General features: G+C 69.9%; 19 protein-coding genes. 8 read left to right on the top strand and 11 right to left on the bottom strand.

Annotation, left to right across the window (positions count from 1 at the left end):
• Positions 1-40 precede the first annotated feature (40 nt).
• Positions 41-1,339: a TIGR04013 family B12-binding domain/radical SAM domain-containing protein gene (locus tag QSK36_RS03705; protein ID WP_285781334.1), complete on the bottom strand. Its 1,299-nt coding sequence runs from the start codon at positions 1,337-1,339 to the stop codon at positions 41-43.
• Between the two features lie 646 nt (positions 1,340-1,985).
• Here QSK36_RS03705 and QSK36_RS03700 point away from each other — a divergent pair.
• Entirely contained in the window at positions 1,986-3,488 is a 1,503-nt protein-coding gene (locus QSK36_RS03700; protein WP_285781333.1) for an endo-1,4-beta-xylanase, read from the top strand.
• Positions 3,489-3,621: 133 nt separating this feature from the next.
• Here QSK36_RS03700 and QSK36_RS03695 read toward each other — a convergent pair whose 3' ends face one another.
• Positions 3,622-4,461 carry an SAM-dependent methyltransferase gene (locus QSK36_RS03695; RefSeq protein ID WP_285781332.1) on the bottom strand — a complete coding sequence of 280 codons (840 nt, stop codon included), beginning with the start codon at positions 4,459-4,461 and terminating at the stop codon, positions 3,622-3,624.
• Positions 4,462-4,898: 437 nt separating this feature from the next.
• On the opposite strand from QSK36_RS03695, the gene QSK36_RS03690 reads away from it, so the two are divergent.
• Genes QSK36_RS03690 through polX form a run of 3 tightly spaced genes read left to right on the top strand, consistent with a single transcriptional unit; the run spans position 4,899 to position 8,099 of the window.
• Positions 4,899-5,465: a GNAT family N-acetyltransferase gene (locus tag QSK36_RS03690; RefSeq protein ID WP_285781331.1), complete on the top strand. Its 567-nt coding sequence runs from the start codon at positions 4,899-4,901 to the stop codon at positions 5,463-5,465.
• 22 nt (positions 5,466-5,487) lie between these two features.
• Positions 5,488-6,408 (top strand): alpha/beta hydrolase, encoded by a 921-nt coding sequence (locus QSK36_RS03685; RefSeq protein ID WP_183536667.1) that lies wholly within the window; start codon positions 5,488-5,490, stop codon positions 6,406-6,408.
• Positions 6,409-6,413: 5 nt separating this feature from the next.
• Positions 6,414-8,099 carry a DNA polymerase/3'-5' exonuclease PolX gene (gene polX / locus QSK36_RS03680; protein WP_285781330.1) on the top strand — a complete coding sequence of 562 codons (1,686 nt, stop codon included), beginning with the start codon at positions 6,414-6,416 and terminating at the stop codon, positions 8,097-8,099.
• A gap of 16 nt (positions 8,100-8,115) precedes the next feature.
• On the opposite strand, the gene QSK36_RS03675 is transcribed toward polX, so the two are convergent.
• Positions 8,116-9,021 (bottom strand): Sco1979 family transcriptional regulator, encoded by a 906-nt coding sequence (locus QSK36_RS03675; RefSeq protein WP_285781329.1) that lies wholly within the window; start codon positions 9,019-9,021, stop codon positions 8,116-8,118.
• Between the two features lie 235 nt (positions 9,022-9,256).
• Here QSK36_RS03675 and QSK36_RS03670 point away from each other — a divergent pair, with 235 nt between their 5' ends.
• The 4 genes from QSK36_RS03670 to QSK36_RS03655 all read left to right on the top strand — a co-directional run bounded on the left by QSK36_RS03670 (position 9,257) and on the right by QSK36_RS03655 (position 16,756).
• Positions 9,257-10,084, top strand: a complete 828-nt coding sequence (locus tag QSK36_RS03670; protein ID WP_183536661.1) for an SAM-dependent methyltransferase — start codon at positions 9,257-9,259, stop codon at positions 10,082-10,084.
• Between the two features lie 453 nt (positions 10,085-10,537).
• The gene (locus QSK36_RS03665; protein ID WP_285781328.1) at positions 10,538-14,314 is read left to right on the top strand and encodes a DNRLRE domain-containing protein; all 3,777 of its coding nucleotides are present in this window, start codon (positions 10,538-10,540) and stop codon (positions 14,312-14,314) included.
• Positions 14,315-14,404: 90 nt separating this feature from the next.
• Complete coding sequence (locus QSK36_RS03660; RefSeq protein ID WP_183536657.1) at positions 14,405-14,866, top strand: hypothetical protein; 462 nt, start codon at positions 14,405-14,407, stop codon at positions 14,864-14,866.
• 147 nt (positions 14,867-15,013) lie between these two features.
• A complete protein-coding gene (locus QSK36_RS03655) occupies positions 15,014-16,756 on the top strand; it encodes a wax ester/triacylglycerol synthase family O-acyltransferase (protein WP_352239607.1) in 1,743 nt (580 codons plus the stop codon).
• Between the two features lie 110 nt (positions 16,757-16,866).
• On the opposite strand, the gene QSK36_RS03650 is transcribed toward QSK36_RS03655, so the two are convergent.
• The 8 genes from QSK36_RS03650 to QSK36_RS03615 all read right to left on the bottom strand — a co-directional run bounded on the left by QSK36_RS03650 (position 16,867) and on the right by QSK36_RS03615 (position 24,519).
• Positions 16,867-17,466: a TetR/AcrR family transcriptional regulator gene (locus tag QSK36_RS03650; protein ID WP_285781327.1), complete on the bottom strand. Its 600-nt coding sequence runs from the start codon at positions 17,464-17,466 to the stop codon at positions 16,867-16,869.
• A 186-nt stretch (positions 17,467-17,652) separates the two neighbouring features.
• Positions 17,653-19,263, bottom strand: a complete 1,611-nt coding sequence (locus QSK36_RS03645; RefSeq protein WP_139574926.1) for a monocarboxylic acid transporter — start codon at positions 19,261-19,263, stop codon at positions 17,653-17,655.
• A complete protein-coding gene (locus QSK36_RS03640) occupies positions 19,260-19,604 on the bottom strand; it encodes a DUF485 domain-containing protein (protein WP_183536651.1) in 345 nt (114 codons plus the stop codon). Before QSK36_RS03640 ends, QSK36_RS03645 begins: the two co-directional genes overlap by 4 nt.
• Positions 19,605-19,807: 203 nt before the next feature.
• Entirely contained in the window at positions 19,808-21,253 is a 1,446-nt protein-coding gene (locus QSK36_RS03635) for a sodium/solute symporter (protein WP_183537469.1), read from the bottom strand.
• Positions 21,254-21,364: 111 nt separating this feature from the next.
• Positions 21,365-21,799 carry a DUF485 domain-containing protein gene (locus QSK36_RS03630; protein ID WP_205825762.1) on the bottom strand — a complete coding sequence of 145 codons (435 nt, stop codon included), beginning with the start codon at positions 21,797-21,799 and terminating at the stop codon, positions 21,365-21,367.
• Between the two features lie 18 nt (positions 21,800-21,817).
• Positions 21,818-22,567 (bottom strand): LytR/AlgR family response regulator transcription factor, encoded by a 750-nt coding sequence (locus QSK36_RS03625; protein ID WP_139574924.1) that lies wholly within the window; start codon positions 22,565-22,567, stop codon positions 21,818-21,820.
• 359 nt (positions 22,568-22,926) lie between these two features.
• A complete protein-coding gene (locus QSK36_RS03620; protein WP_285781325.1) occupies positions 22,927-24,105 on the bottom strand; it encodes a sensor histidine kinase in 1,179 nt (392 codons plus the stop codon).
• Between the two features lie 27 nt (positions 24,106-24,132).
• A complete protein-coding gene (locus QSK36_RS03615; RefSeq protein ID WP_285781324.1) occupies positions 24,133-24,519 on the bottom strand; it encodes a hypothetical protein in 387 nt (128 codons plus the stop codon).
• Positions 24,520-24,630 lie beyond the last annotated feature (111 nt).

The following is a 24,630-nucleotide window of genomic DNA, read 5'->3' as shown; positions in this document are numbered from 1 at the left end:
CCGGGAAAGGGCTCGGCGAGCGAGACACAGGGCGGGGTCGTCAGCCGTCGGTGGTGCGGCGGCGCCGGGCGCGGCGCGGGTAGGCCTTCGCCGTCTCTGCCAGCCGCGCCGCGTGCTCGGCCTGCTTGCGCCAGTGCCCGTAGGCGTCGCCGCGCTGCGCGAGCCGGTCCAGCTCACGCATCGTGGCCAGCGGGATGAACGCGGGCTCGGCGTCCCGCCACGGCGTGCCGGGCAGCGGCATGAACGTGTGGGTGTGGATGCGCGCCCCGAGATCCGCGAGGTCCGCGGCGAGCCGCAGGGACGCGTCCTGGTCCTCGGATGACTCGCCGGGCAGGCCGAAGATGAAGTCGACGTTCGGGCGGAAACCGTGTTCCACGGCGATCCGCACGGCGTCGCGCACCGGCGCACTGCCGTGGCCGCGACCGGCCGCGGCCAGCACGCGGTCGGAGCCCGACTGCGCGCCGATGATGATGTTGTCGTTCGCCACGTAACGCTTGAGGAGCCGCATCGCCTCCGGCGTCACGTGCTCGGGACGGATCTCGGAGGGGAAACTGCCGAAGAACACCCGCCCGTTCGCCGGCAGCTCCTCTTTCACGCCCGCCAGCAGCTCCTCCACGGCGTCCAGCGCCGGCTCCGTCCCCTGCGTGCCGTACGAGAGGGAGGTGGGGGTGATGAAACGGACGTCGCGCAGGCCGTGGGCGGCCATCCGGCGGACGTGCTCGCGCACGCTGTCCACGCCGCGGTGCCGGAATTTGCCGCCGAACATGAAGGGCGTCTGGCAGAAGCGGCACGTGTAGGCGCAGCCCCTCGTGATCTCGATGGGCCCGAAGTGGCGGCGCCGGTCGGGGAAGGACGGGAAGGCGTCCAGCGGCAACTGCGGGGCCGGTGGCGTGCGCAGCGCCATGCCGTCACCGTCGCGCACCGCCAGCCCGGGGACGGTGGTGAGCGGCCGGTCCGCGCGCAGCGCCTCGACCAGGGCGACGATCGTCGGCTCCCCCTCGCCGATCGCGGCGAGGTCCCAGCCGGCGTCGATGACCTGCTGCGGCTCGGCGGTGGCGTGCACGCCGCCGGCGATGTGCAGGACGCGCGGGTCGTCGGCCAGGGCCCGTACGGTGGCCAGCTCGGCGGCCATCGCCTCGGCGTCCGGCGAGTAGAACGACCAGAGGACCAGGACACGGTCCGCGGGGCTGGCCGCGATGTGCTCCGCGGTTTCCCCGGGGGTGGTCCCGAGCCGCAGATCGCACTCGGCCTTCGCGGTCTCGAGCGCGCCGAGCAGCGCGTTCACGCCGTACGTCACGGCCTTGCGATAGCGGACCACCACGGACACTTCCACGCTCACCCTGGCAGGGTAGTGCCATCGCCCTCCTCTCCCGCACCGCCGATCGGTGATCGAGGTGCCCGCACATCGGCCGAGCGTCTTCCGAGCCGGCGGACGACCGAGGCGGCGGCAAGCCGCCGTCGTCGATGGCTGTGAGCGTTCACAACGCGTCTTCCGATCGGCTCTCCTCTCCATCGGGGTGCTTGGAGGTGGTGTGGGGCGGAGCCAATACGAGGCGGAGAACCGTTGTCAAGGGCCTTGATACGCGTTCGCGTCGCTGTCAGGGGTCTGGGTGTGGCCTGACTGGGCGTTATCGCGACGGCCCACGAGACCGGCGAGAGGCCGATGTTGAAACTTTCATTACCTCTCTCCCGTCCAGCCTACGGTCACCGAAACTTTCGGCCCGCAGATGCCACCTACTTAACCGATTTTGCACACATACCTTGGCCAGGTAGGCCGAAAGTTTCCGTAGAAGCCTTGACAAGTTTCGGGGAGGTTTCCACACTGATCCTCCGAGGCGGTCCCCCGCTCCGGGTGGTGGTGCACGTGCAGGGGGCCGCCGATCACGACGCCCTGGTGGTGTGCGTCCTCAAGCGACGAGGCGCGGCGTCGTTCTCACGGGAACTTGCACGTTCCCCCTTGGTGATTCAGTTATGGAGGCTCAGACATGGGCGAAAACGTCATGTCCCCGCCCGGAACCCGGCTGCGCCGGGCTCTGGTCGCCGGCGCTCTCGGCGTACTCACCGCGGCCACCGCGGTGGTGGCGGTGACGGTCCCCGCCGACGCCGCGGCGAGCACGCTCGGCGCAGCTGCCGCTCAAACCGGCCGCTACTTCGGCACCGCCATCGCCAGCGGCAAACTCGGCGACGGGAACTACACCGGCATCGCGAGCCGTGAGTTCAACATGGTGACGGCCGAGAACGAGATGAAGATCGACGCCACCGAGCCGAACCAGAACCAGTTCAACTTCACCAACGCCGACCGGGTCTACAACTGGGCGGTGCAGAACGGCAAGCAGGTGCGCGGGCACACGCTGGCCTGGTACTCCCAGCAGCCCGGCTGGATGCAGTCGCTGTCGGGCAGCGCGCTGCGCCAGGCGATGATCAACCACATCAACGGCGTGATGGCCCACTACAAGGGCAAGATCCCCTACTGGGACGTCGTCAACGAGGCCTTCGACGACAGCACCGGCGGCCGCCGCGACTCCAACCTGCAGCGCACCGGCAACGACTGGATCGAGGTCGCCTTCCGCACCGCGCGGGCCGCCGACCCCGCGGCCAAGCTGTGCTACAACGACTACAACATCGACAACTGGACCTGGGCCAAGACGCAGGGCGTCTACAACATGGTCAAGGACTTCAAGTCCCGCGGCGTCCCGATCGACTGCGTCGGCTTCCAGTCCCACTTCAACGGCCAGAGCCCCTACCCCGGCAACTACCGCACCACCCTGCAGAACTTCGCCGCCCTCGGCGTGGACGTGGCCATCACCGAGCTGGACATCCAGGGCGGCTCCGCCTCCACCTACGCCAGCGTGACCAACGACTGCCTGGCCGTGCCGCGCTGCGTCGGCATCACCGTGTGGGGCGTTCGCGACAGCGACTCCTGGCTCGGTGCGAACACCAGCCCGCTGCTGTTCGACAGCAACGGCAACAAGAAGGCCGCCTACACCTCGGTCCTGAACGCTCTCAACTCCGCCACGCCGAGCACCTCGCCCAGCCCCGGCACCTCGCCCAGCCCTGGCACCTCGCCCAGCCCCGGCACCTCGCCCAGCCCCGGTGGCGGGAACGGTAGCGGGCCGATCAGGAGTGTCGGCTCCGGCCGCTGCCTCGACGTGCCCAACGCCAGCACCAACGACGGCACCCAGCTGCAGATCTGGGACTGCAACGGCCAGACCAACCAGACCTGGACCTCCACCTCCGCCGGCGAGCTCCGGGTGTACGGCAACAAGTGCCTGGACGCCGCCGGCACCGGCAACGGCGCCAAGGTCCAGATCTACTCCTGCTGGGGCGGCGACAACCAGAAGTGGCGCCTCAACTCCGACGGCTCCATCGTCGGTGTTCAGTCCGGGCTGTGCCTGGACGCCGTCGGACAGGGCACCGGCAACGGCACCCAGATCCAGCTGTACTCCTGCTGGGGCGGAAACAACCAGAAGTGGACCTTCACGCAGTGAGCCCGGCGGGGCCGCTGACCCAGTCCGGCTCCACCTGCTGACCCTTTCCCTCTAGCCGCAAGCGATGGCCTCCGGTGCGCGCGCCGCGCCGGAGGCCATACGCGGGACCGTACGTGTGCTTCTCGGCCCTCCATCAGGGCTTCGCCGCGATGGCGCCGTAGGCCCAGGCGTGACCTCCGGGAATTCGCTCCCGGTCTTTGTACTCGTCAGGCCGCCAGCGCACCACCTCGACCACGCCCGGGTCGATCACCTGCCAGCCCTCGAAGAACCGCAGCACCTGGTCGTGGGTGCGGGGCACCATGGGCGCGGTGCTGTTGTCGTAGGGCTTGGTGAAGTCCTCCTGGCTCACCTGGGGGGCGAAGTCGAGCGTGATGTGCGACAGCAGCAGGTGGCTGCCCGAGGGCACGGCGGCCTTGAAGGTCTCGACCAGGCCGTACGGGTCCTCCTCGTCGGTGACGAAGTGCAGGACGCCCGCCATGATGACGGCCACCGGACGGTCGAAGTCGATCACGGCCCGGACCTCCGGGTGGGACAGGATCGCCTCCGGCTTCCGCAGGTCGGCCTCGATCACCGAGGTCATCCCCGCCGCGCTGCCGGTCAGCAGGGCACGGCCGTGCACCAGGACGATGGGGTCGTTGTCCACGTACGCCACCCGGGCCTCGGGGTTGGCCTGCTGAGCGATCTCGTGGGTGTTGCCCTGGGTGGGAATGCCCGTGCCGATGTCGAGGAACTGCGTCATTCCCGCCTCGGTGGCGAGATGCCGCACCGCCCGGCGGAGAAAGGCGCGGTGGGCGCGGACGCCCTCGCGGGTCCCCGGCGAAATCCTGAGGAGGTGTTCGGCCGCCTCACGGTCGGCCGCGAAGTTGTCCTTGCCGCCCAGCAGGTAGTCGTATATCCGGGCAGGATGCGGAACCGTGGTGTTGATTCGCGGGACGGGCTTGGCGACCGGCTCGGGGTCCGTCAGCTCCGGCATCAGTGCTCCTTACTGCTGTCTCTCGATCGACAGGGGGACACAACGGCACCCGATCGCCGTGTCTGACCGCCACAGAAACTTTCGCAGCATTTTAAGTAATTTTCGGGAGACGCTATTCGCCCCACCGGGATCCGGTCAAGTCATGCGGCCGATCACCGGTCGGCCGCGGCCCGGCTTGCGGCAGGTCAAGCCCTGCGGACTCGAATTTCGCACCAATTCGCTCATAAAGCCGCAAATTAGCTCTTGAGAGCAGTGATATTGGTACTGATGACCAGGTTTGCAGCCGAATCAACCACATCGCGCGACAAAGCCCCGGCGTCTCACTGGCGTTGCCGCCGGAGCGCATGACCGCTCCGCGCGTTCGGATCCGCCTTCCGTGGTCGGCTCGGCCCGTTAATCCCTTGCCGGGTCGCGAGGGCGGGCGGGAGGCTGGGCGGATGCTGATCCGACGGGAGAACCCCGGCGACGTCGAGGCCGTCCGCGCGGTCGCCGCCGCCGCCTTCGCCCCCTACGAAGCGGCCCGCAACCCCGATCGGCCGGACGGGCTGCCGGTCGAGGTGACGTTGCTCGACGAGTTGCGCGCCGACCCCGGCTGGCTGCCGGAGCTGTCACTCGTCGCACCGGCGCCGGCACCGGCAAATGCACCGGGCGGCGGGATCGCGGGTCACGTCGTCTGCACGAGGGCCCACATAGGGTCCGTGCCCGTGCTGGGGCTCGGCCCGCTGGCCGTGCACCCCGCTCACCACCGGCGGGGCGTCGGCTCGGCGCTCGTGCACGCCGTGCTCGGGGCCGCCGAGGCGCTCGGCGAGCCGCTGGTCGCGCTGCTCGGCGATCCCGCGTACTACTCCCGCTTCGGCTTCGAGCACTCGGAGACGTACGGCGTGACGGCCCCCGACCCGAAGTGGGGGACGTATTTCCAGGTCCGGGTGTTCGAGCGGCCGGTCCCGCCGCCGCGCGGGCCTTTCGTCTACGCGAAGCCCTTCTCCAGGGTTGACGGCGGCTGATCGATATGACATCCAGCCCCTCGTGAAGAGGATTCTGACGTGGCTCGTCCTCGTCGTCATGGCGACCGGCTGCCAGAGCACCGCCGAGTCCGCGGCGCCGCCGCCCGTCCGTCCCCCGGGTTCGGCCGCGGTCGTCTCGCACGAGGCCGTGGACGGGCGGACGGACAGACTCGTGATCGACTCCCCGGCCACGGGCGGGAGGCGCTCGGTGTGGGTGGTGAAGCCCGCGGCCTGGAAGCCGGGTTCCACCGGCTGGCGCGCGCTGTACCTGCTGCACGGCTGCTGCGCCGGCGGCGGCTGGGACTGGCTCAGGACGGGCGAGGTGGCTCGGCTGACCGCCCGCCTCGACGCCGTCGTCATCGTCCCCGAGGGCGGTTCGATGGGCTGGTACGCCGACTGGCGTGACGGCCCCGCCTGGGAGACGTTCCACCTGACCGAGGTGCCGCGCCTGGTCGAGCCGCGGTACGGCGTCGGCACGCGCCGCGCGATCGCCGGTTTCTCCATGGGCGGCCACGGCGCGTTCGTCTACGCGGCCCGGCATCCGGGTGTGTTCGAGGCCGCGGCGTCGTTCTCCGGGGTGCTCGACACCCGCGACGACGTCCCCGGATATCGGGCGTTCATGGCGGACAACGGCGTGGACACCGAGGACCTGTGGGGCGACCCGAGCGCCTGGCCGGAGCACAATCCCGCCGACCTGGCCGGGCGGCTGAAGGGCGTGCGCCTCTACGCGTCCGCGGGCGACGGCGAGCCCGGCCCGCTGGACCACGGGGACGGACCGGTCGATCGCACCGAGGCCGCGATCATGCGGCAGAACCTGAACTTCGCCAGGGCCGCGGAGAAGGCCGGGGTGAAGGTGACGACGGATTTCTACGGAAACGGCACCCATACCTGGCCGTACTGGATCCGTTCGTTCGAACGCGCGCTGCCGCTTCTCCTACCCTGAGACGCATGGGACGGGCCAATGACGAGGCAGCCGCGGCGCTGCAGGAGTACGCCGAGCTTTTCGCACTGAACGGCGGGGACGCCTTCCGGGTGCGCAGCTACCAGAAGGCGGCCAAGTCGATCGCGGGATTCCCCGGGGACCTCGGGGAGACCGATGTGCGGTCGATCCCGGGCGTGGGCGAGGCGATCGCCAAGAAGGTCGAGGAGTTCCTCGAGCGCGGCAGCTTCCGCCAGCTCGACGACCTGCGGGGCAAGGTGCCCGAGGGGGTGCGCAGGCTGACCCGGATCCCCTCGCTCGGCCCGAAGAAGGCGCTGTTCCTGTTCCAGGAGCTCGGCATCGACTCCCCCGCCGCGCTGGCCGACGCGATCCGGGACGGCCGTCTGAAGGGCCTGCGCGGCTTCGGCGCCAAGACCGAGGAGAACCTGCTCAAGGGCATCGAGCACATGGAGCGGTCGGCCGACCGGGTCCATCTCGGCATCGCGACGGATCTCGCCGAGCGGGTCATCGCCTCGCTGCCCGCCGACCGGATCGCCTTCGCCGGATCGCTGCGCCGGATGAGCGAGACGATCGGCGACATCGACATCCTCGCCGTCGGCGACCCCGGCCTGATGGAGCTGTTCGCGCGGCAGCCGTACGTCACCGAGATCATCGCGAAGGGCGAGCGGAAGACCTCGGTCAGGACCGACCGCGGCCTGCAGGTCGACCTGCGGCTCATTCCCGCCGAGTCGTGGGGCGCGGCCATGGTCTACTTCACCGGCAGCAAGGAGCACAACGTCCGCATCCGCGAGATGGCGGTCAAGAAGGGCTGGAAGCTGTCGGAGTACGGACTGTTCGACGGCGACCGCCTCATCGCGTCGGAGACCGAGGAGGAGATCTACCAGGCGCTCGGCATGGCGTGGGTGCACCCGGCGCTGCGCGAGGACGGCGGCGAGGTGGAGGCCGCGCTGCGGGGCGAGCTGCCGCGCCTGGTCGAGCTGCACGACCTGCGGGGCGACCTGCACACCCACACCGACCTCACCGACGGCATCGCCTCACTGGAGGACATGGTGGCCGCCGCCGCGATGCGCGGCTACTCCTACTACGCGGTGACCGACCACGCGCCCGACCTGGTCATGCAGCGGATGACCCTCGACAAGGCCCTCGCCCAGCGCGCCCGCATCGCCGAGCTGCAGGCGAAATATCCGGACATGCGGCTGCTGCACGGCAGCGAGCTGAACATCGCCCCGGACGGCTCGGTGGACTGGCCCGCCGAGGTGCTGGCCGGGTTCGACGTCTGCGTCGCGTCGGTGCACTCGCACTTCACCCAGTCACGGGAGGAGATGACCCGCCGTTTCATCGCCGCATGCGAGAACCCGCACGTCCACGTCATCGGCCACCCCACGACGCGGAAGATCGGCAAGCGGCCGCCGGTGGACGCGGACTGGGACGCGGTGTTCCGCGCCGCCGCCAGGACCGGCACGATCATGGAGATCGACTCCTACCCCGATCGGGCCGACCTGCCCTCCGACCTCGTACGGCTCGCGCGCCACCACGGCGTCAGGTTCTCGATCGACAGCGACTCCCACGCTGTCCCGCATCTGGCCCACCAGAGGTTCGGCGTGGGCATCGCGCAGCGTGCCTGGCTCACCCCGGACGACGTGGTGAACACCTGGCCCCTCGACCGCCTGCTGGCCCACCTGGGCAGGGGCTGACCTCACAGCCCCCGTCTCACAGATCCCGGAGAATCGCGCGCAGCATGGTCACGGTGTCGCGGGCCGACTCGGCCTGCACGCTGAGGTCGTTCATCACGGCGGTGTAGTCGTCCACGTCCTCCTGCTTGTCGAGGTACAACGCGCTGCTGAGCTGTTCGAGATAGACGACGTCGGGCAGGTCGGGCTCGGCGAACCGCAGGATGGTGAAGGGGCCGCCCACGGCGGGGTGACCCCCGGCCAGGAAGGGCAGGACCTGCAGGGTGACGTTCGGGCGCGCGGCGGCCTCGATCAGGTGCTCGATCTGGCGGCGCTGCACGTCCCGGCCGCCGAGGGGGCGGCGCAGCGCCGACTCGTCCACCACCGACCACAGGCGGGGCCCGTCGGCCTGGTCCAGGAGCCGCTGACGCCGCATGCGCAGGCCGACGCGCCGGTCGACGTCGGACCCCGGCGCCCCGCGATGCCGCAGCCGGATCGCCGCGCGTGCGTAGTCCTCGGCCTGCAACAGGCTGTGCACGAACTGGACCTCATAGGTGCGGATGGTGGCCGCCGCCTCCTCCAGCCCGACGTAGACCTCGAACCAGCCGGGCAGCAGGTCGTTGTACTGGTGCCACCAGCCGGGGGTGCCGGCCTGCTCGGCGAGCGCCAGCATCGTCTCCCGTTCCCCGCTGTCGACGACGCCGTACAGCGTGAGCAGGTCGGCCACGTCGCGCCGTTTGAAGGGGGTGCGGCCCAGCTCCAGCCGGCAGATCTTCGACATGGAGGCGCGGATGACGTGCCCGGCCTGCTCACGGCTGATGTTCCTGGCCTCGCGGAGCCGGCGCAGCTGGGCGCCGAGCATCATGCGCACCACCGTCGGCCCGCCCCGCGGCTGCACCGGCCGTCCGTCCGGAGAAGTCGCAGCCTCCGGTCGAGCCGAGATCATCCCTGTCCTCCCCGATATGGGTCTCACCGGTGCCGGCCGTACGCCGACGCCTCCAGGTGACGGGATGGTATCGGGGCGACCGCGGCCTTAACCGCACTTTTCAGCCCGACCCGTGTGGTTGCGTGCCGGAGCTTGATCGGAAAGGATGGGCGCGACGCGCGATCCGCCAGCAACGAGCGGAGATCACTGACGCGGGTGCGGTCGTCTCTCCGTTCCGACCACTCCGAGGCCCCCCATGAGCGACACTCCTCGCGACACTCCTTCCGCCGACGACCCCGGCGTCCGCAGGATCGACAGCAGCGTGCCGCACTCGGCTCGCGTCTGGAACTACTTCCTGGGGGGCAAGGACCACTACCCCGTCGACAGAGAGGCGGGGGAACGGATCCGCGCAGTCTTCCCCGGAATGGTGGACATCGCCCGCCAGTCCCGGCAGATGCTCGTGCGCACTGTAGGACACCTCGCCCGCGAGGCGGGGATCCGCCAGTTCCTCGACATCGGCACGGGCCTGCCCACCGTCGGCAACACCCACGAGGTCGCCCAGCGGCTGGCCCCGGCGTCCCGGATCGTCTACGTCGACAACGACCCCCTGGTGCTGGTGCACGCCCAGGCGCTGCTGACCAGCACCCCCGAGGGGGCCACCGACTACATCGAGGCCGACGTACGCGACCCCGGCCGCATCCTGCGGGAGGCGGCCGGAACGCTGGACTTCGAGCGGCCCACCGCACTCATGCTGATGGGCATCCTCGGCCTGGTGGCGGACTACGACGAGGCGCGGGAGATCGTGCGCCGACTGCTGGCGGCCCTACCCTCCGGCAGCTATCTCGCGCTCTACGACGGCTCCGACACCGACCCGGCGTACGTCAAGGCGCTGGGCGGCTACAACGCGGGCAGCGGCGCCACCCCCTACACGCCGCGAAGCCCCGAGCAGATCGAGGGCTACTTCACCGGCCTGGAACTGCTCGAACCCGGCATCGTCTCGGTGTCGCGATGGCGGCCGGAGGACAACCCGTGGGGCGAGCCCCGCGAGGTGGCCTGCTTCGGCGGCCTCGCGCGCAAGCCCTGACCCGGATCCGCACCTCCGGCGCCGGCCACCCCTCACGCCGCTGCTCCGGCGCTTCCGGCTGTCCGCTTCCTCGTCGAGGAAGGACATCGACGGGGAACCTATTTCACCTGCTGCTGGCCGCATTCGTCAGGATCAGCCGAGCATGCGGTGGTCATGAAGCCCAGACACCTGACCAGTTTTGAACCTTTACGCCCTTGACTTCATAGTTTACGCTCCGCGTGGATCATTTGTCGATCTTCGATGTCAGGCACGCTGGAGCAAAGGAGTGCAGTGCGAAGGAGTCAAAGGCCGGGCACACGCGCCAGCCGATTTACCGTGGGCCTCATCGCCGTCCTCGCAACTTTCCAGACCCTCGTCCCCGCATCAGCCGCCCCCTCTCCGGACACGACCCCCGCTTCTCCCGCCCGAACGCTCCTTCCACGTCCGGCTGACAAGGTCGCAAGCCACACCGCCATGGCGACCGCGCTGGCCGACGCAAAGAAACGGGGCCAACCGGTTCACGTCTCCGCGGCCACGTCGGAAACCTCGGATACCATCGCCTATCCCGACGGGCACCTTATGACGACCGTGAACAGTGGGCCTGTCCGAGTGAAACAGGCAGACGGCACCTGGTCTGCGATCGACACCACGTTGGTGGAGTCCCACGGTGCGCTCCGGCCCAAGGTCTCCAAGGCCGACGTGCAGCTGTCAACTGGGGGAAACGCACCCTTTGCCCAGTTGGCTTACGACGGCGGGAAGACGTTCGCGCTTCGCTGGCCGTCAACCCTGTCCACACCGACGGTGCGTGGCAACACTGCCGTCTACCGGGGAGCAGCCGGGCCTACAGGAGATCTCGTCGTCACGGCCCTACCCACTGGTCTTCGCTTCGATATCGTGCTTCGCGAACGTCCCGGCGCCCCCGTCGAGATCAAGGTCCCGTTTACGCTCAATGGCCTGAACATGGAGGCGGCGGCCGACGGGCGATTGAGTTTGTCCGGCGGCGAGAAGAAACCGGTCGCGTTATCGACCAAGCCGGAGATGTGGGAGTCAGGTCCTTCCGGCGAGACCGCTGGAATCCACAGTCGCCACGGGGACAAGGGCCGCCACGGCAAGATCACGGCCAGAATCGCAACCGGCGATGGCGGAAAAGCACTGATACTGAAGCCAGACGCCTCGTTCCTCAATGACCCGGCCACCCGGTATCCCGTCACGGTCGACCCGAGTGTGCTGCTGCCGCTCAACGACGACACCGACGTCAACAGCGTCTTCGACTGGAACAACGTGGACGGCCCGTATCTGAGCGTGGGGTCACGCGAGCGCGACGAGCTGTCGCGCGCCTACCTTCGCTTCAACACCGCGGGCCTGCCATCGTCGATCACGTCGGCGGAGCTCGCTCTGCAGAATGTGGATGCCCCCAGCTGCGGAACCTCCGTCGGAACCGGCGTCCAGGTGCGCCGGGTCACCAGTGCGTGGGACGCCACCACCCTGACCTGGTCTCCGCAACCGACGAACACAACCGAGGACGCGGTCATCAGCAAGGAGGGCTCCCAGGAGGGTTTCTGCGGGAGCGGATTCATGCGCTGGAACGTCACCGGGATCGTGCAGGACTGGCAGGCGGGCTCGCCCAACCACGGCGTTGTACTCCAGGACCCGGCGGAGCCGAAGACGGGCAATTACCGCGTTTTCACCTCGTCGGAGGGGGCCGGGGAGTCCGGCACCCCGCCCACGCTGACCGTGACGTACAAGCTTCCTCCAGCCATTCCCGAGGTGACGCTGAGCAGTGCGGACTCTGTCACCGGGAACGACGTCGTCTCACGCAGCGGCCAGGTGAAGGTGGCCTACAGCTCGACCACGTCCGGAGGGGAGAATGTCGACTACTTCGTGACGGTCTCGGATGCCTCGGGCCCGATCGGCAATCCACCACCGTTGACGAACGTGCCGTCGGGACAGGTCACGGAATACACCTTCGCCATGGGCAACCCCGATACCTTCAAGGTGTCCTTCAAGGCCTGCGTCAGCGGTTCCACCGTACTGTGCAGCCAGACTCCCGCTTATCGGATCACCTCTGACGCACCTCACGCGCCCACCGATCTGGCCACCGGATTGACGGAACCGACCAACCCGATCCTCTCGGGAATCGTCTCGCGTCCCTCCGGAGAACTGGTCACCGGACGGTTCTACCTTTACGACGCCCAGGGCGCCCCTGTCGGCGCAACCCCCTTCGGCGAGGGATCGGTCAAGGGCGGCACCCGCGTTTCACTGCGAGTTCCCGACGGTGTCCTTTCCGCGAACGCCTCCTACAGCTGGCAGATGGAGGCATGCGTGGAGGAGGTCTGCTCGGCCAAGACGCCTGCCATACGTTTCAGCACCAGTGGCTCGGCACCGCAGGAACCGGTCGGGACGGATACCGTCGTCCTCGACAAGAGCAAGCTGACCATCCGAACGGCCAAGACAGCGGCAGACGCATGCGACGGCGGGCCCTGTGCCCTTGTGGATGCAGCCGCCGTGCAGGTCGGCGGAGCCGGAGCGGACCGTCGTATCTCTCTGGTGAAGGCCGATCTCGCCCGTGTCCCGGCGGGCGCCCAGATCACGTCGGCGATCCTCAAGCTGGGAAGCGCCGACTGCGGCGGACCGTGCCCCGCGGGCGCGAAGATCTCCGTCTACGCCAAGAAGACCGAATTATCTGACTCCCCTGACGGCGCCGAACTCGCCGGCGACCTCGTGGCGGCTCCGGAGCAGCAAGCCGATCTGAGCGCGGCACAGGTGGACGTGACAGGCACCGTGCGGCAGTGGCGGCAGGAGACCACCGGCGACTACTTCGTCGACCCTGGACTCGTGCTGCTTGCCGACGAGACCCTGCCGCCGACGACCCTGGGCGACGCCTCCGGACAGGTACCGATCTCACTCACCATCGAGTACCTTCCACCGACCGCCCCCGGAAAGATCACTGATATCAGGTCCCGCGCGGGAGACGCAGGTGTCCTGCTCGCTTGGGGAAAGCCGGAGACTCTCGGGGCAGACGCTCCTGTCGACAGCTACGACATCCAAGTTCTGAACGCCGACGGCAACGTGCTGCGCACGCTGAGCAGCGAAGTGGACCGCGCCATCGTCGACGGCCTGACCAACGGAATGAGCTACCGATTCCAGGTCAGAGCCCGGACGGCATACGGAAGCGGCCCATGGCAGACCTCCGCTCCCGTAACACCTCAGGCCGTCGCGAACGCCACGAGTTTCGTCGAGGCGGTCGAGCAGTTCGTCGACGCCACTCAAGGTATGCGCGACAAGCGCTACGAGAACACGGGCGATGCCACCGACGGCGACTCGCAGGCAGTGGCGATCGCTCCCATCCTCTACACCAACGAGAACAATCTCCTGACCGACGGAGCCCCCAATAGGGATACCTCACAGATCGGGCTCTCCCACACCCTGGTCTCGGCTGCCGCAGACGGCAGCATAATCGTGCGAACCGGGATCACCGGAAAGACGACTTACGGCACCGACGGCGCTCCTTTGGTGAATGGCTGGGAAGAGCAGAGCGACTTCGTGTTCACCACGGGCAGCTCGGGCCTCCGACTGACCCGCCAGAACAGTAGTGGAGCCGTCGACGCACCGGTCGACATCGATGAAGTGGAAATAAACGCCTGGGCCGGAGGCGTGCCCGATGATCCAGCCCCTGCTCTGACGGCGCTGCAGGCGGACAACGACCTCCGCGCGAACGTCACCGCGGCGGTCAGCCCTAGCGCTGCCGCGGCGTGGGCGGTCGCCAACGTGGGAGCCCCCACAAGGGCAGGCTGGGAGTACCCCAACGACTGCGCGAACTTCGTCTCCAAGGCGCTCGCACGAGGAGGACGCTACCGGCAGATACACGCCGCCTCGTGGTTCGGCTGGCTCGACCAGCGGCACAACGGTTCCTGGTGGGAGAGCCACGAATGGGGCAAGGACTCCTGGACGTTCTCCGCCGCCCAGAAGAACTACAATCACTTCGCAGGGCAGCACCGGGTTACGGTGCGCAAGACTATTGCCGAGGCTCAGGTAGGAGACATCATCTGGTTCATCAACCGGAAGACGGACCAGATCTCCCACATGGGAATCGTGACCTACCGCTACTCCACGGTCCGCGGTAAATGGGATATCTTCTTCGCCCAACACGGCGGCCATGGCGGCACCGGAAGCGGTCCGTACATGAACCTGGGCGACCGATATGACGCCACGGAGTTCAAGGGGCTGATCTTCGCCAAGGTGAACTGGTAGACAGAGGAAGCTCCGTACCTAATCCGATCGACTCCATTTCCGCCGGCGGGCATCCATCGTGGACGCCCGCCGGCGGGCCGGGATCTCCAGATGAAGAAACTAAGGATCTTTCTCGCGCTTGTCCTGCCGGCCATTCCCATCGGATCGATCAGTGGCTGCGGGACGTGCGGGCAGGACGTCGAGGTGCGGCACGTGGCACCGCCACCGAAAGACGCCTCCCCGCGCGAAATCGTCCAGAGCTATCTCCAAGCCCTCGCTGGTCACGACAAGCAGACCGGGCGATCGATGTGGGATCACAGCAGTCCGCAGTACGAAGCCGAATTCGCGGATCCGGTAAGCAACTTCACGAACTGGACCAGCCTTACCGATGTCGAGATCGGCGAGCCCGAAGCGGAGAGCTGCGGCGACATCCAGCGATGCGTACGAGTGCCGGTCAGCTACACCTTCGAGCAATGCGAGTTTTACACCGGTGACGACGGCCCCTACAGCGAGAGGTTCTTCCTGGACAAGATCGATGGCCGGTGGCTGATCAGCGGGCACGGCCAGGGCTGAACCGGAACCGGCGCGACAGGCGCCGCCTGCGTCCGGCTCCCGGGCCGCGCTCAGCCCCGGCCGCCGACCGTCTCGGGACAGTCACGGGCGCGCCTGAACATCCCCCGGCGGCACGTGGGAGAAATGCGGCGGTAACGCGGAGCGGCGATGATGGTCACGGTGCGCAGGCGGGCGATTATCCTGCGCCAGGGGATCGCCGCGGGCGGGCGGCCCCCGGCGTACGGCGCCGGGGCCGTGGGCCCCGGGCGGCGGGGCCGGCCGCGGACCGGGCGGCGTGAGCGGGAGGATGACGAGATGCGCCAGTTGACGGCACTCGACGCGCAGTTCCTGAGCGTGGAGTCGGCGACGACCGCGGCCCATGTGGCGGGCGTCGCCATACTCGACCCGTCGACCTCGCCCTCCGGCGCCCTGACCAGGGAGGCACTGCTCGCCCTGTTGCGCGAGCGGCTGCACCTCGCCCCGCCGCTGCGGATGCGGCTGGCCGACGTGCCCTTCGGGCTCGACCGGCCGTACTGGCTGGACGACCCTGACGTGGACCTCGACGCGCACGTGCACGAGACCACTCTCCCGGCGCCCGGCGGGGAGCGGGAACTGGCGGCGTACGTGGCGGGCGCCCACGCGCGGCGGCTCGACCGCGGGCAGCCGCTGTGGGAGGCGCACCTCATCCACGGCCTGGAGGGCGGCCGCTGCGCCCTCTACACGAAGGTGCACCACTGTGCCATCGACGGCGTGTCGGGCTCGGAGATCCTGACCGCGTTGCTCGACCCGTCGCCGCAGCCGCGCCGGGTGGAGGCGCCCCCGGCCCCGGCCCCGGCGTCGCCGCAGCCGCCCGGGCTGCTCGCGATGCTCGCCGGGGCGATCACCCGGTCGATCGTCCAGCCGGTGGAGACGCTGTGCTCGCTCGCCCGCGCCGCCGCCGACCTGGACGCGATCCCGGTGTTGGCGGCGCTGCCCGACGCCCGGCTCGTGGCCCAGGCCGCCCGCGCGCTCGCGGGAGACGCGCGCCCGCTGCCCGAGACGCCGCCGCTGGTCGCGCCGCGCACACCGTTCAACGGCCCGATCTCCGGGGAGCGGGAGGTCGCCCTCGGCTCCGTGCCGCTGACGGAGGTCAGGAGGGTGGCCAGGGCCTTCGGCATGGGCCCGAACGACGTGGTGATGACGCTGTGCGCCTCGGCGCTGCGGCGCTGGCTGCTCGCCCACGACGCGCTGCCCGACCGGCCCCTGGTGGCGGCCGTGCCGGTGGCGTTGCGCTCTCAGCGGTCGCCGGGCACGGGCGGGCCGCCCCGGGACGCCGCGGACGGGCGGGTCGGCAACCGGATCTCAGCCATGATCACGCCGCTGGCCACGGACGTCGCCTCCCCGGGGGAGCGCCTCGCCGCCGTCCGCTCGGCGCTGGCCGCCGCCAAGCGGCGCTTCGCCGTCTCCCACCGCACCTGGCTGGACGACGTGTGCGCGATGGTGCCGAACGCCTTCGCGGCGCTGGCCACGCCGGTGGTGTTCCGCCTCGCGGGCGTCGCCGGGGCGGGCGTCAACCTCATCGTGTCGAACGTGCCGGGCCCCCGCCTGCCGTTGTACCTGTGCGGCGCCCGGATGCTCGCCTACCACCCGCTGTCGGTGGTCACCGACGCCACCGGGGGGATCAGCATCACCTGCGCGTCGTACGACGGGCGGCTGGACTTCGGCGTCGTCGCCTGCCCGACCCGGTTGCCCGATGTCCGGAGCGTGATCGGCCACCTGCGCGAGTCGATGGACGAACTCCTGGCCCTGCTCGACGACTCCCCGGACGACCCGGCCCCCCATGACCAGGCTCCCCACGACCACGCGGCTCCCGTACGGCCGCGGGAGGAGCGGGAGGAGCGGGAGGAGCGGGAGGAGATGGTGCCCGCCTGACCGCCCTGCATCGCGCCTGGGTCGCGCCGGAGGCGTGCCGGGAAGCAACGCGCCAGAGGCGTGCCGGGAAGCGACGCGCCGGAGGCGTGCCGGGGGAAGCACGACCCTCGTCAGTGCAGGGCGTTGGCGATCAGTTCCGCGACCGCGTCGGGGTCGATGTGATGGCCGGTGAGCAGGCAGATGCTCTCCTGGTAGAGCAGGACCGCGGCGAAGGTCGCGGCGGCGGCCTCCAGCCGGGCGGCGTCACCGCGCCCGCCCGGCAGGGCGAGCTCCAGGGCGAACCTGGCCCGATGGATGATCTCGGCGTTGAGGCGGCTCAGGCGCTCCCGTACGGACAGGTGGGTGTCGGCCTCCCGGAACAGGATGCGCCGCATCGCGGGGGACGCGCGCAGCGGCAGCCTGCGGGCGAGCCGCGACAGCGCGCCGGCCGCGTCGCCGGGGACCGCCTCGACCTCCTCCTCGACCACCACGGTGCGCTCGTCCACCAGCGAGATCAGTACGTCGATCTTGCGGGGGAAGTAGTGGAAGACCAGGCCCTTGGGCACGCCGGCGAGTTCGGCGATGCGCGCGGTCGGCGTGGCCTCGTAGCCGCCGCCCGCGAACAGTTCCTCGGCGGCGTCGAGGATGCGGGTGCGGGCGTCGCCGTCGGGCGGCTGTTTCCTTCTCCGCGAGCGTGACCACGCCTTGGCGGTCTGGAGAGGGCTGTCCACGGACCGAACCATAACCAGAGTGGGTGTCCCAACACCATGACGCGAGGGACAGGGCAGGCATACGCCCGCCCGCCGGCGGTGAGCCGGCGACCGGGCGTACGGAGGCGCCGGCTTCCCGGCGGCGGTGGGAGGCACCGCCGGGAGGCCGGCGACGTGTGAAAGGCGACGTGTGGCCGGAAGCTGGCGTCAGTGACCCGTGGCCTGCTCGGCGCCGAGGCCGGTGAGCGAGCGGACCTCGATCTCGGCGTACTTCGACGCGTTGTACTCCTTGCTCAGGATCGTGCCGAGGTAGCCGCACAGGAAGCCGATCGGGATCGAGAAGATGCCCGGGTTCGACAGCGGGATCAGGTGGAAGTCGGCGTCGGGGAACATCGCCGTCGGCGCGCCCGAGACGACCGGCGAGAAGATCACCAGCACCACGGCGGAGATCAGGCCGCCGTAGATGGCCGAGACCGCGCCCGCCGTGTTGAACCTCTTCCAGAACAGGCTGTAGAGGATCGCCGGGAGGTTGCCCGACGCGGCCACCGCGAAGGCCAGCGACACGAGGAACGCCACGTTGAGCGACTGGGCGAAGATGCTCAGCGCGATCGCGACCGCGCCGATCACGAACGCGGCGACGCGGGCGACCACGACCTCCTGGCGCTCGGTGGCGGCGCCCCGCTTGAACACGTGGGCGTACAGGTCGTGGGCGAAGCTGGAGGAGGACGCGAGGGTCAGGCCCGCGACCACCGCGAGGATCGTGGCGAACGCGACCGCCGCGATGACCGCAAGCAGGACCGTGCCGCCGACGTCGCCGAAGATGTCCTGGCCCACCTTCTGGGCGAGCAGGGGAGCCGCCGTGTTGCCGGCCTTGTCGGCCGCGGCGATCGTCTTGGAGCCCACCAGGGCCGCGGCGCCGAAGCCGAGCACCAGCGTCAGCAGGTAGAACACGCCGATGATGCCGATGCCCCACAGGACCGACTTACGGGCGTCCCTGGCGGTGGGCACCGTGTAGAAGCGGATGAGGACATGCGGCAGGCCCGCGGTGCCGAGCACCAGGGCCAGGCCGAGGCTGATCAGGTCGATCTTGCCCCAGGTCCCCTGGGCGGCGGTGCCGTACTTGAGGCCCGCGTTGAGGAAGGCGTCGCCCTTGCCGCTCTGGGTGGCGGCGTCGCCGAGCAGCCCGGACAGGTTGAATCCGAACTTCCCGAGCACCAGCAGGGTGATCAGGGCGGCGCCGACCATCAGCATGACGGCCTTGACGATCTGCACCCAGGTGGTGCCCTTCATGCCGCCGAACACGACATAGATGATCATCAGCAGGCCGACCGCGATGATCGTCCAGATCTTGCCCGCCTGGGAGTGGACGCCGAGCAGCAGGCCGACGAGCGCGCCCGCGCCGACCATCTGCGCGAGCAGGTAGAAGATGCTGACGACGATCGTGGACACTCCTGCCGCCGTACGGACAGGGCGCGGCGACATCCGGAACGCCAGCACGTCGGCCATCGTGTACTTGCCGGAGTTGCGCATGAGCTCGGCGACGAGCAGCAGCGCCACCAGCCAGGCGACGAGGAAGCCGATCGAGTAGAGGAAGCCGTCGTAGCCCGACAGCGCGATGATGCCGGCGATGCCGAGGAACGACGCGGCCGACATGTAGTCGCCGCCGATCGCCAGGCCGTTCTGCAGGCCGCTGAACGACCGGCCGCCGGCGTAGAAGTCCGCCGCGCTCTTGGTGTTGCGGCTGGCCCAGAACGTGATCGCCAGCGTGAGGGCGACGAAGACCAGGAAGAGGATGGTGGACAGCGTCTCGTGACTCACTTGGCGCCCTCCCCGACCTCGTCACGGGTCTCGTTCCCGTCGCGCAGCTCGTCGGCGATCGGGTCGAGCTTGGCCGCCGCGTGCCGCGAGTACGCCCAGGCGATCAGGAACGTCGACACGAACTGCAGCACGCCGAAGACGAGGGCGACGTTGATGTTGCCGAACAACTTGGTGCCCATGAAGTCCCGGGCGAAGCCGGAAAGCACCACGTAGAGCAGGTACCACACCAGGAAGGCGATGGTCATGGGGAAGGCCCAGGACCGGTAGCGGCGGCGCAGCTCCTGGAACTGCTCACCCGCTTGTATACGTTCGTAGACCGATGGATCGTGCTGGACGGTCACAAGATCTCCTTCGGCAAGTGATCTGGATCACTTCAACGTAGGAGCGCGCCGTGTCCGCCGACGAGTCCCGGGGGGCGCCGAGTCGCCCAGCCGTACCGCCCGCTCGTTCACATGGCGCATCCGTGCGACGAATGGTCGGTTGCACGCGCCGAACGGTCACGCGCCGCGTTACATGAAACGCCAGGCCGCAGCGGAACGCCCGGCTACATGAAACGCGGGCGCCAGTCGCCCCGGTCGACGTTCAGCGTCTCCGGCGTGTGCAGGCGGACCATCGTGCGCGCTACGCCGCGCGGCACCCGCGACGGCGTCAGCAGCGACACCACCACCATGACCGTGAACGACACGGGCACCGTCCAGGCCGCCGGCTCGGCCAGCAGCGACCCCGCCCAGCCGGTGTGGGGGCCGCCGATGATCGTGATCACGACCGCCGCGCAGGCCAGCCCTCCCCCGGCCAGCAGCCCGGCCATCGCCCCCGCCGTCGTCAGCCTGCGCCACCAGATGCCGAGCACGAGCAGCGGGCAGAACGACGACGCGGCCACGGCGAACGCCAGCCCCACCACGGTCGCCACCGGCAGCGACCGGGCCGCGCCCGCCAGCGCGAACGGCACGAGCACCGCGAGCACGGTCGCGACGCGGAACGCGCGCACCCCGCCGCGCAGGATGTCCTGCGCGATCACCCCGGCGACCGACACCGTCAGCCCGGACGAGGTGGACAGGAAGGCCGCGAACGCCCCCGCGGTCACCAGTGCGGTCAGGAACTCGCCCACTGACCCGCCGACCAGCCGCCCCGGCAGCGCGATGACCACGGTGTCGCTCTCCGGCATGCCGTAGACGTGGCCGAGGTAGCCGTACACCGCGGGCATCAGGTAGAAGGCGCCGAGCAGCGTCAGCACGACGAGCGTGGTGCGGCGGGCGGCCCGGCCGTCCGGGTTGGTGTAGAAGCGGACGAGCACGTGCGGCAGCCCCATCGTCCCGAGGAACGTCGCCAGGATCAGCGAGTACGTCTCGTAGACGGGGTGATCGCGGCCGTGGAGCGGCAGCACCCACTCGTCCCCCGGGGCGAGCCCCGGCCTTCCGTCCGACCACCAGGCCACCAGCATGAACGCCAACGGCACCGCCAGAGCGGTCAGCTTGAGCCAGTACTGGAACGCCTGGACGAACGTGATCGACCGCATGCCGCCCGACAGCACGTTGGTCGCGACCACCACCGCCACCAGCAGGCTGCCCGTCCACGGCGGCGCCCCGGTGATCGTACGGAAGACCAGCCCGGCGCTCTGGAACTGCGGCATGAGGTACAGCCAGCCGATCAGCACGACGAGCACGCTGGACAGCCGCCGCACCGCCATCGACTCCAGCCGCGCCTCGGCGAAGTCGGGCAGCGTGTAGGCCCCCGACCGCCGCAGCGGCGCCGACACCAGCACCAGCAGCACGAGGTAGCCGCCGGTCCAGCCGACCGGCAGCCACAGCATGTCCGCGCCGAAGGTGAGGATCAGCCCCGCGACGCCGAGGAAGGACGCCGCCGACAGGTACTCCCCGCCGATGGCCGAGGCGTTCCACACGGGCGAGACCGTGCGGGAGGCGACGTAGAAGTCCGACGTGGTGCGGGACACCCGGATGCCGAACGCGCCGATGAGGACGGTCGCCAGCATCACCAGGACGACCGCGGCGATCTGACTCACCGGCGCACCGTCCTCATCCCTGTGCTGTCCTCATCGGCTTACCGTCCGCACCGGCGCTCCGTCCGCATCGGCGCTCCGTCCTCATCGGCGCTCCACGAGGTCGGCGAAGTCGCGCTCGTTGCGTTCGGCCTGCCGCACGTACAGCCAGGCGCCCCCGACGAGCGCCGGGTAGATCAGCCCCGCGAGCACGACCCACGGCAGCGGCAGGCCGAACAACTCGGCCGCGCGCAGCTCCGGGGCCAGCAGGAACAGCAGCGGCAGCCCGCCCACGACGCAGGCGAGCAGGCTGCACACGAACAACGCCAGGCGGAACTGGGTCCGCACCAGGGAGCCCATGTAGACCTCGCCCAGGCGGGTCTGCTCGTCGATCTCCCGGGTGAGCGGGTGCCGCGGCCTGCGCGCCGCCGCCGTGCGCGGGCTGGTCACCACCACCCTGCGGGGTTTGCCGGTCGTCGCCGCACCCTCGCCCTGTCCGCGCGCGCCGGTCGACGCCGCCCTGCGGGGCTTGCCGGTCATCGCGCCCTCACCGTCCGCTCACCGGGTCTGGCCCCTGCGGGCCCGGCGGACAAGCAGGTCGCGCAGCTCCCGGGTGTGGCGGCGGCTCACCGGGATCTCGGTCTCCCCCACCCGCACCACGCACTTGCCCGAGTCGATGTGCAGCTCGTCGATGTGCTTGACCGCGACGAGGTGGCTGCGGTGGACGCGCAGGAACCCGGCCGACGCCCAGCGTTCCTCCAGCGTGGCCAGCGGGATGCGGACCAGGTGGCTGCCGGTCGCCGTGTGCAGCCGCGCGTAGTCGCCCTGCGCCTCGACGTAGCGCACCTCCGTGCTCGCCACGAACCGGGTGACGCCGCCCAGCTCGACCGGGATCGTGTCCGCCTGCGGCCCCTCCCCCGGCTCGCCCCGGCTGCCGCACACCCGGCGGATCGCCTCGGCGAGCCGCTCCGGCCGTACGGGCTTGAGCAGGTAGTCCTCGGCCTTCAGCTCGAAGGCGTCCACGGCGTGGTCCTCGTACGCCGTCACGAACACGATCTTCGGTGGACGGGTGAACTGGGTCAGCAGCCGGCCCAGCACCACTCCGTCGAGCCCGCGCATGCGGATGTCGAGGAAGACCGCGTCCACCGGCCTGCCGTCCGCGATGGCGCGGTCGAGCAGCCGGAGCGCGGCGGCCCCGTCGCGGGCGGTGAGCACGTCGCCGATGCGGGGATCCGCGCGCAGCAGGTAGGCGACGTCCTCCAGCGCGGGCTGCTCGTCGTCCACCGCCAGAACCCGCAGACCGCTCACGATCACCCCTCTCACCGACCGATCCCCTAGAGAGTGATGACCGGAACGTGCGGAAGTCAACGCCTCCCCATCACGACCGCATCACGGCTCGGGGTCCCGGCGGTCCGAGGTCAGCCCGGACGGCGGCGGAGCAGCGCCCCCGGGTCGAGCGTCACGGTCCACGGGTACATCGTCCCGCGCTGGTCGAACTCGATCGTCACGCTCATTCCTCCGGCAAGGGGCGGCCTGACCGGTACGAACACTAAAGGTAATCACATGGATACGCACAGCTTTTCGAAAGGTCGGGCGCGGCCGCCGGGGTGGTATTCCGAGTGGCACTCGCCAGGCACCGCGTCGACCGACTCGCTCGCTGCGCTCGCTCACGCCTGGACTCCGGGGTGGTATTTGGGAATCCGCACGGTGACCTTGGTGCCGGCGCCCTCGCCGGTCTCCACCACTAGGCCGTACTCGTCGCCGTAGACCTGGCGCAGCCGCTCGTCCACATTGGCCACGCCGATGCCGCCCGCGCCCGAGCGGTCCTCCCCGGCGAGCACCCGCCGCAGCCGTTCGGGGTCCATGCCGACGCCGTCGTCCTCGACGGTGATGCCGCACTCCGCGCCCGCGTCCTCGGCGACGATCGTGATGCGGCCCACGCCGGGCTTGGCCTCCAGACCGTGCCGTACGGCGTTCTCCACCAGCGGCTGCAGGCACAGGAACGGCACGGCCACGGGCAGCACCTCCGGCGCGATGCGCAGCGTGACCTGCAGCTGGTCGCCGAACCTGGCCCGCTCGAGCGTGAGGTAGCGGTCGATCGAACGCAGTTCTTCGGCGAGCGTGGTGAAGTCGCCGTGCCGCCGGAAGGAGTAGCGGGTGAAGTCGGCGAACTCCAGCAGCAGCTCCCTGGCGCGCTCGGGGTCGGTGCGGACGAACGACGCGATGGTGGTCAGCGAGTTGTAGATGAAGTGGGGCGAGATCTGCGCCCGCAGCGCCCGGACCTCCGCCTCCATCAGCATCGTCCGGGAGCGGTCGAGCTCGGCCAGCTCCAGCTGGGAGTCGACCCACCGCGCGACCTCCTGCGCCGCCCGCACGAGCCCCGCCGAGGCGTGGTCGCCGTACGCCGCGAGCGAGCCGACGACGCGGTCGTCGGTGGTGAGCGGGACGACGACGGCGTGCCTGACGGGGCACTCGGGCCGCGTGCAGTCGAGCGCGAGCACCTGGGTGCGGCCGTCCTTCAGCGTCTCCGCCGCGTGCTCGAACGCCTCGGCCGCGTGGTGGTCGCCCGCGCCGTCGTAGACGAGCAGCTCCTCGCCGTTGGTGACGGCGATGGCCGGGGAGCCGAGCAGCTCGCGCAGGTGCCGCGACGCCTTCAGCGCCCCGGCCTGGGTCAGCCCGGCGCGCAGCGGCGGCGCGGCCAGCGACGCGGTGTGCAGCGTCTCGAACGTCGCCCGCTCGGCGGGGCTGCTGCCGAGGTCGCGCCGGCCGCGGAGCACCCGCCACAGCACGACCGCCGGCACTGCGACGAGGACGGCGACGACGAGCGCGGTGACGACCGGTTCCACGCCGCCGCAGCCTACTCCCGAGCCGATTCAGCAGTGGACGCAGATCTGGGTGATGTCGTGGTTGGCCGGGTAGTAGTACCACTTGCCGTCGCCGCGGAGATCCTCGAACCAGCCGTCGGTCGAGCCGCGGAGGTACATCTTCATCCAGCCCCAGTCGAGGGAGCTGACCGCGCTCACACCGTTGATCCGGTACCCGAGGTAACCGGTGCCGGTGAAGCATGTGTGGAATCCGCGCGAGTCGATGATGTCGACCTTGCGGTTCGGATTGCTGCAACTCGTGACGGCCGTGGCCGCCGTCGCAGTGGCCATCGCCGGTGAGGTCGTGGCGACGACCGCGCCGGGGCCGAGGAGCAGCGCTCCGATGAGTGCGGCCACTCGTGCCGTTCTGGGCGAAGGGCCCGCGCCGTTCTTCATGTGCTTCCTCCTGCTGCCGATGGGACATGGGGCGTGGCTCGGGCCGGCAGCCGGACGAGCGGCGGCTGCGGCGGCCGATCCGGTCACCATCCAGCCAGCACGGCGCTTTGA

The organism is Microbispora sp. NBRC 16548 (assembly GCF_030268985.1).
Taxonomy (GTDB): Bacteria; Actinomycetota; Actinomycetes; order Streptosporangiales; family Streptosporangiaceae; genus Microbispora; species Microbispora catharanthi.
This window is presented reverse-complemented; position numbering and strand designations above follow the sequence as displayed.

Bases quoted from the DNA above. Each gene is read 5' to 3' on its own strand.
- QSK36_RS03700 (WP_285781333.1), top strand. From the start codon at position 1,986: ATGGGCGAAAACGTCATGTCCCCGCCCGGAACCCGGCTGCGCCGGGCT.
- QSK36_RS03695 (WP_285781332.1), bottom strand. From the start codon at position 4,461: ATGCCGGAGCTGACGGACCCCGAGCCGGTCGCCAAGCCCGTCCCGCGA.
- QSK36_RS03690 (WP_285781331.1), top strand. From the start codon at position 4,899: ATGCTGATCCGACGGGAGAACCCCGGCGACGTCGAGGCCGTCCGCGCG.
- polX (WP_285781330.1), top strand. From the start codon at position 6,414: ATGGGACGGGCCAATGACGAGGCAGCCGCGGCGCTGCAGGAGTACGCC.
- QSK36_RS03675 (WP_285781329.1), bottom strand. From the start codon at position 9,021: ATGATCTCGGCTCGACCGGAGGCTGCGACTTCTCCGGACGGACGGCCG.
- QSK36_RS03670 (WP_183536661.1), top strand. From the start codon at position 9,257: ATGAGCGACACTCCTCGCGACACTCCTTCCGCCGACGACCCCGGCGTC.
- QSK36_RS03665 (WP_285781328.1), top strand. From the start codon at position 10,538: ATGGCGACCGCGCTGGCCGACGCAAAGAAACGGGGCCAACCGGTTCAC.
- QSK36_RS03660 (WP_183536657.1), top strand. From the start codon at position 14,405: ATGAAGAAACTAAGGATCTTTCTCGCGCTTGTCCTGCCGGCCATTCCC.
- QSK36_RS03655 (WP_352239607.1), top strand. From the start codon at position 15,014: ATGATGGTCACGGTGCGCAGGCGGGCGATTATCCTGCGCCAGGGGATC.
- QSK36_RS03635 (WP_183537469.1), bottom strand. From the start codon at position 21,253: ATGCTGGCGACCGTCCTCATCGGCGCGTTCGGCATCCGGGTGTCCCGC.
- QSK36_RS03630 (WP_205825762.1), bottom strand. From the start codon at position 21,799: ATGACCGGCAAGCCCCGCAGGGCGGCGTCGACCGGCGCGCGCGGACAG.
- QSK36_RS03615 (WP_285781324.1), bottom strand. From the start codon at position 24,519: ATGAAGAACGGCGCGGGCCCTTCGCCCAGAACGGCACGAGTGGCCGCA.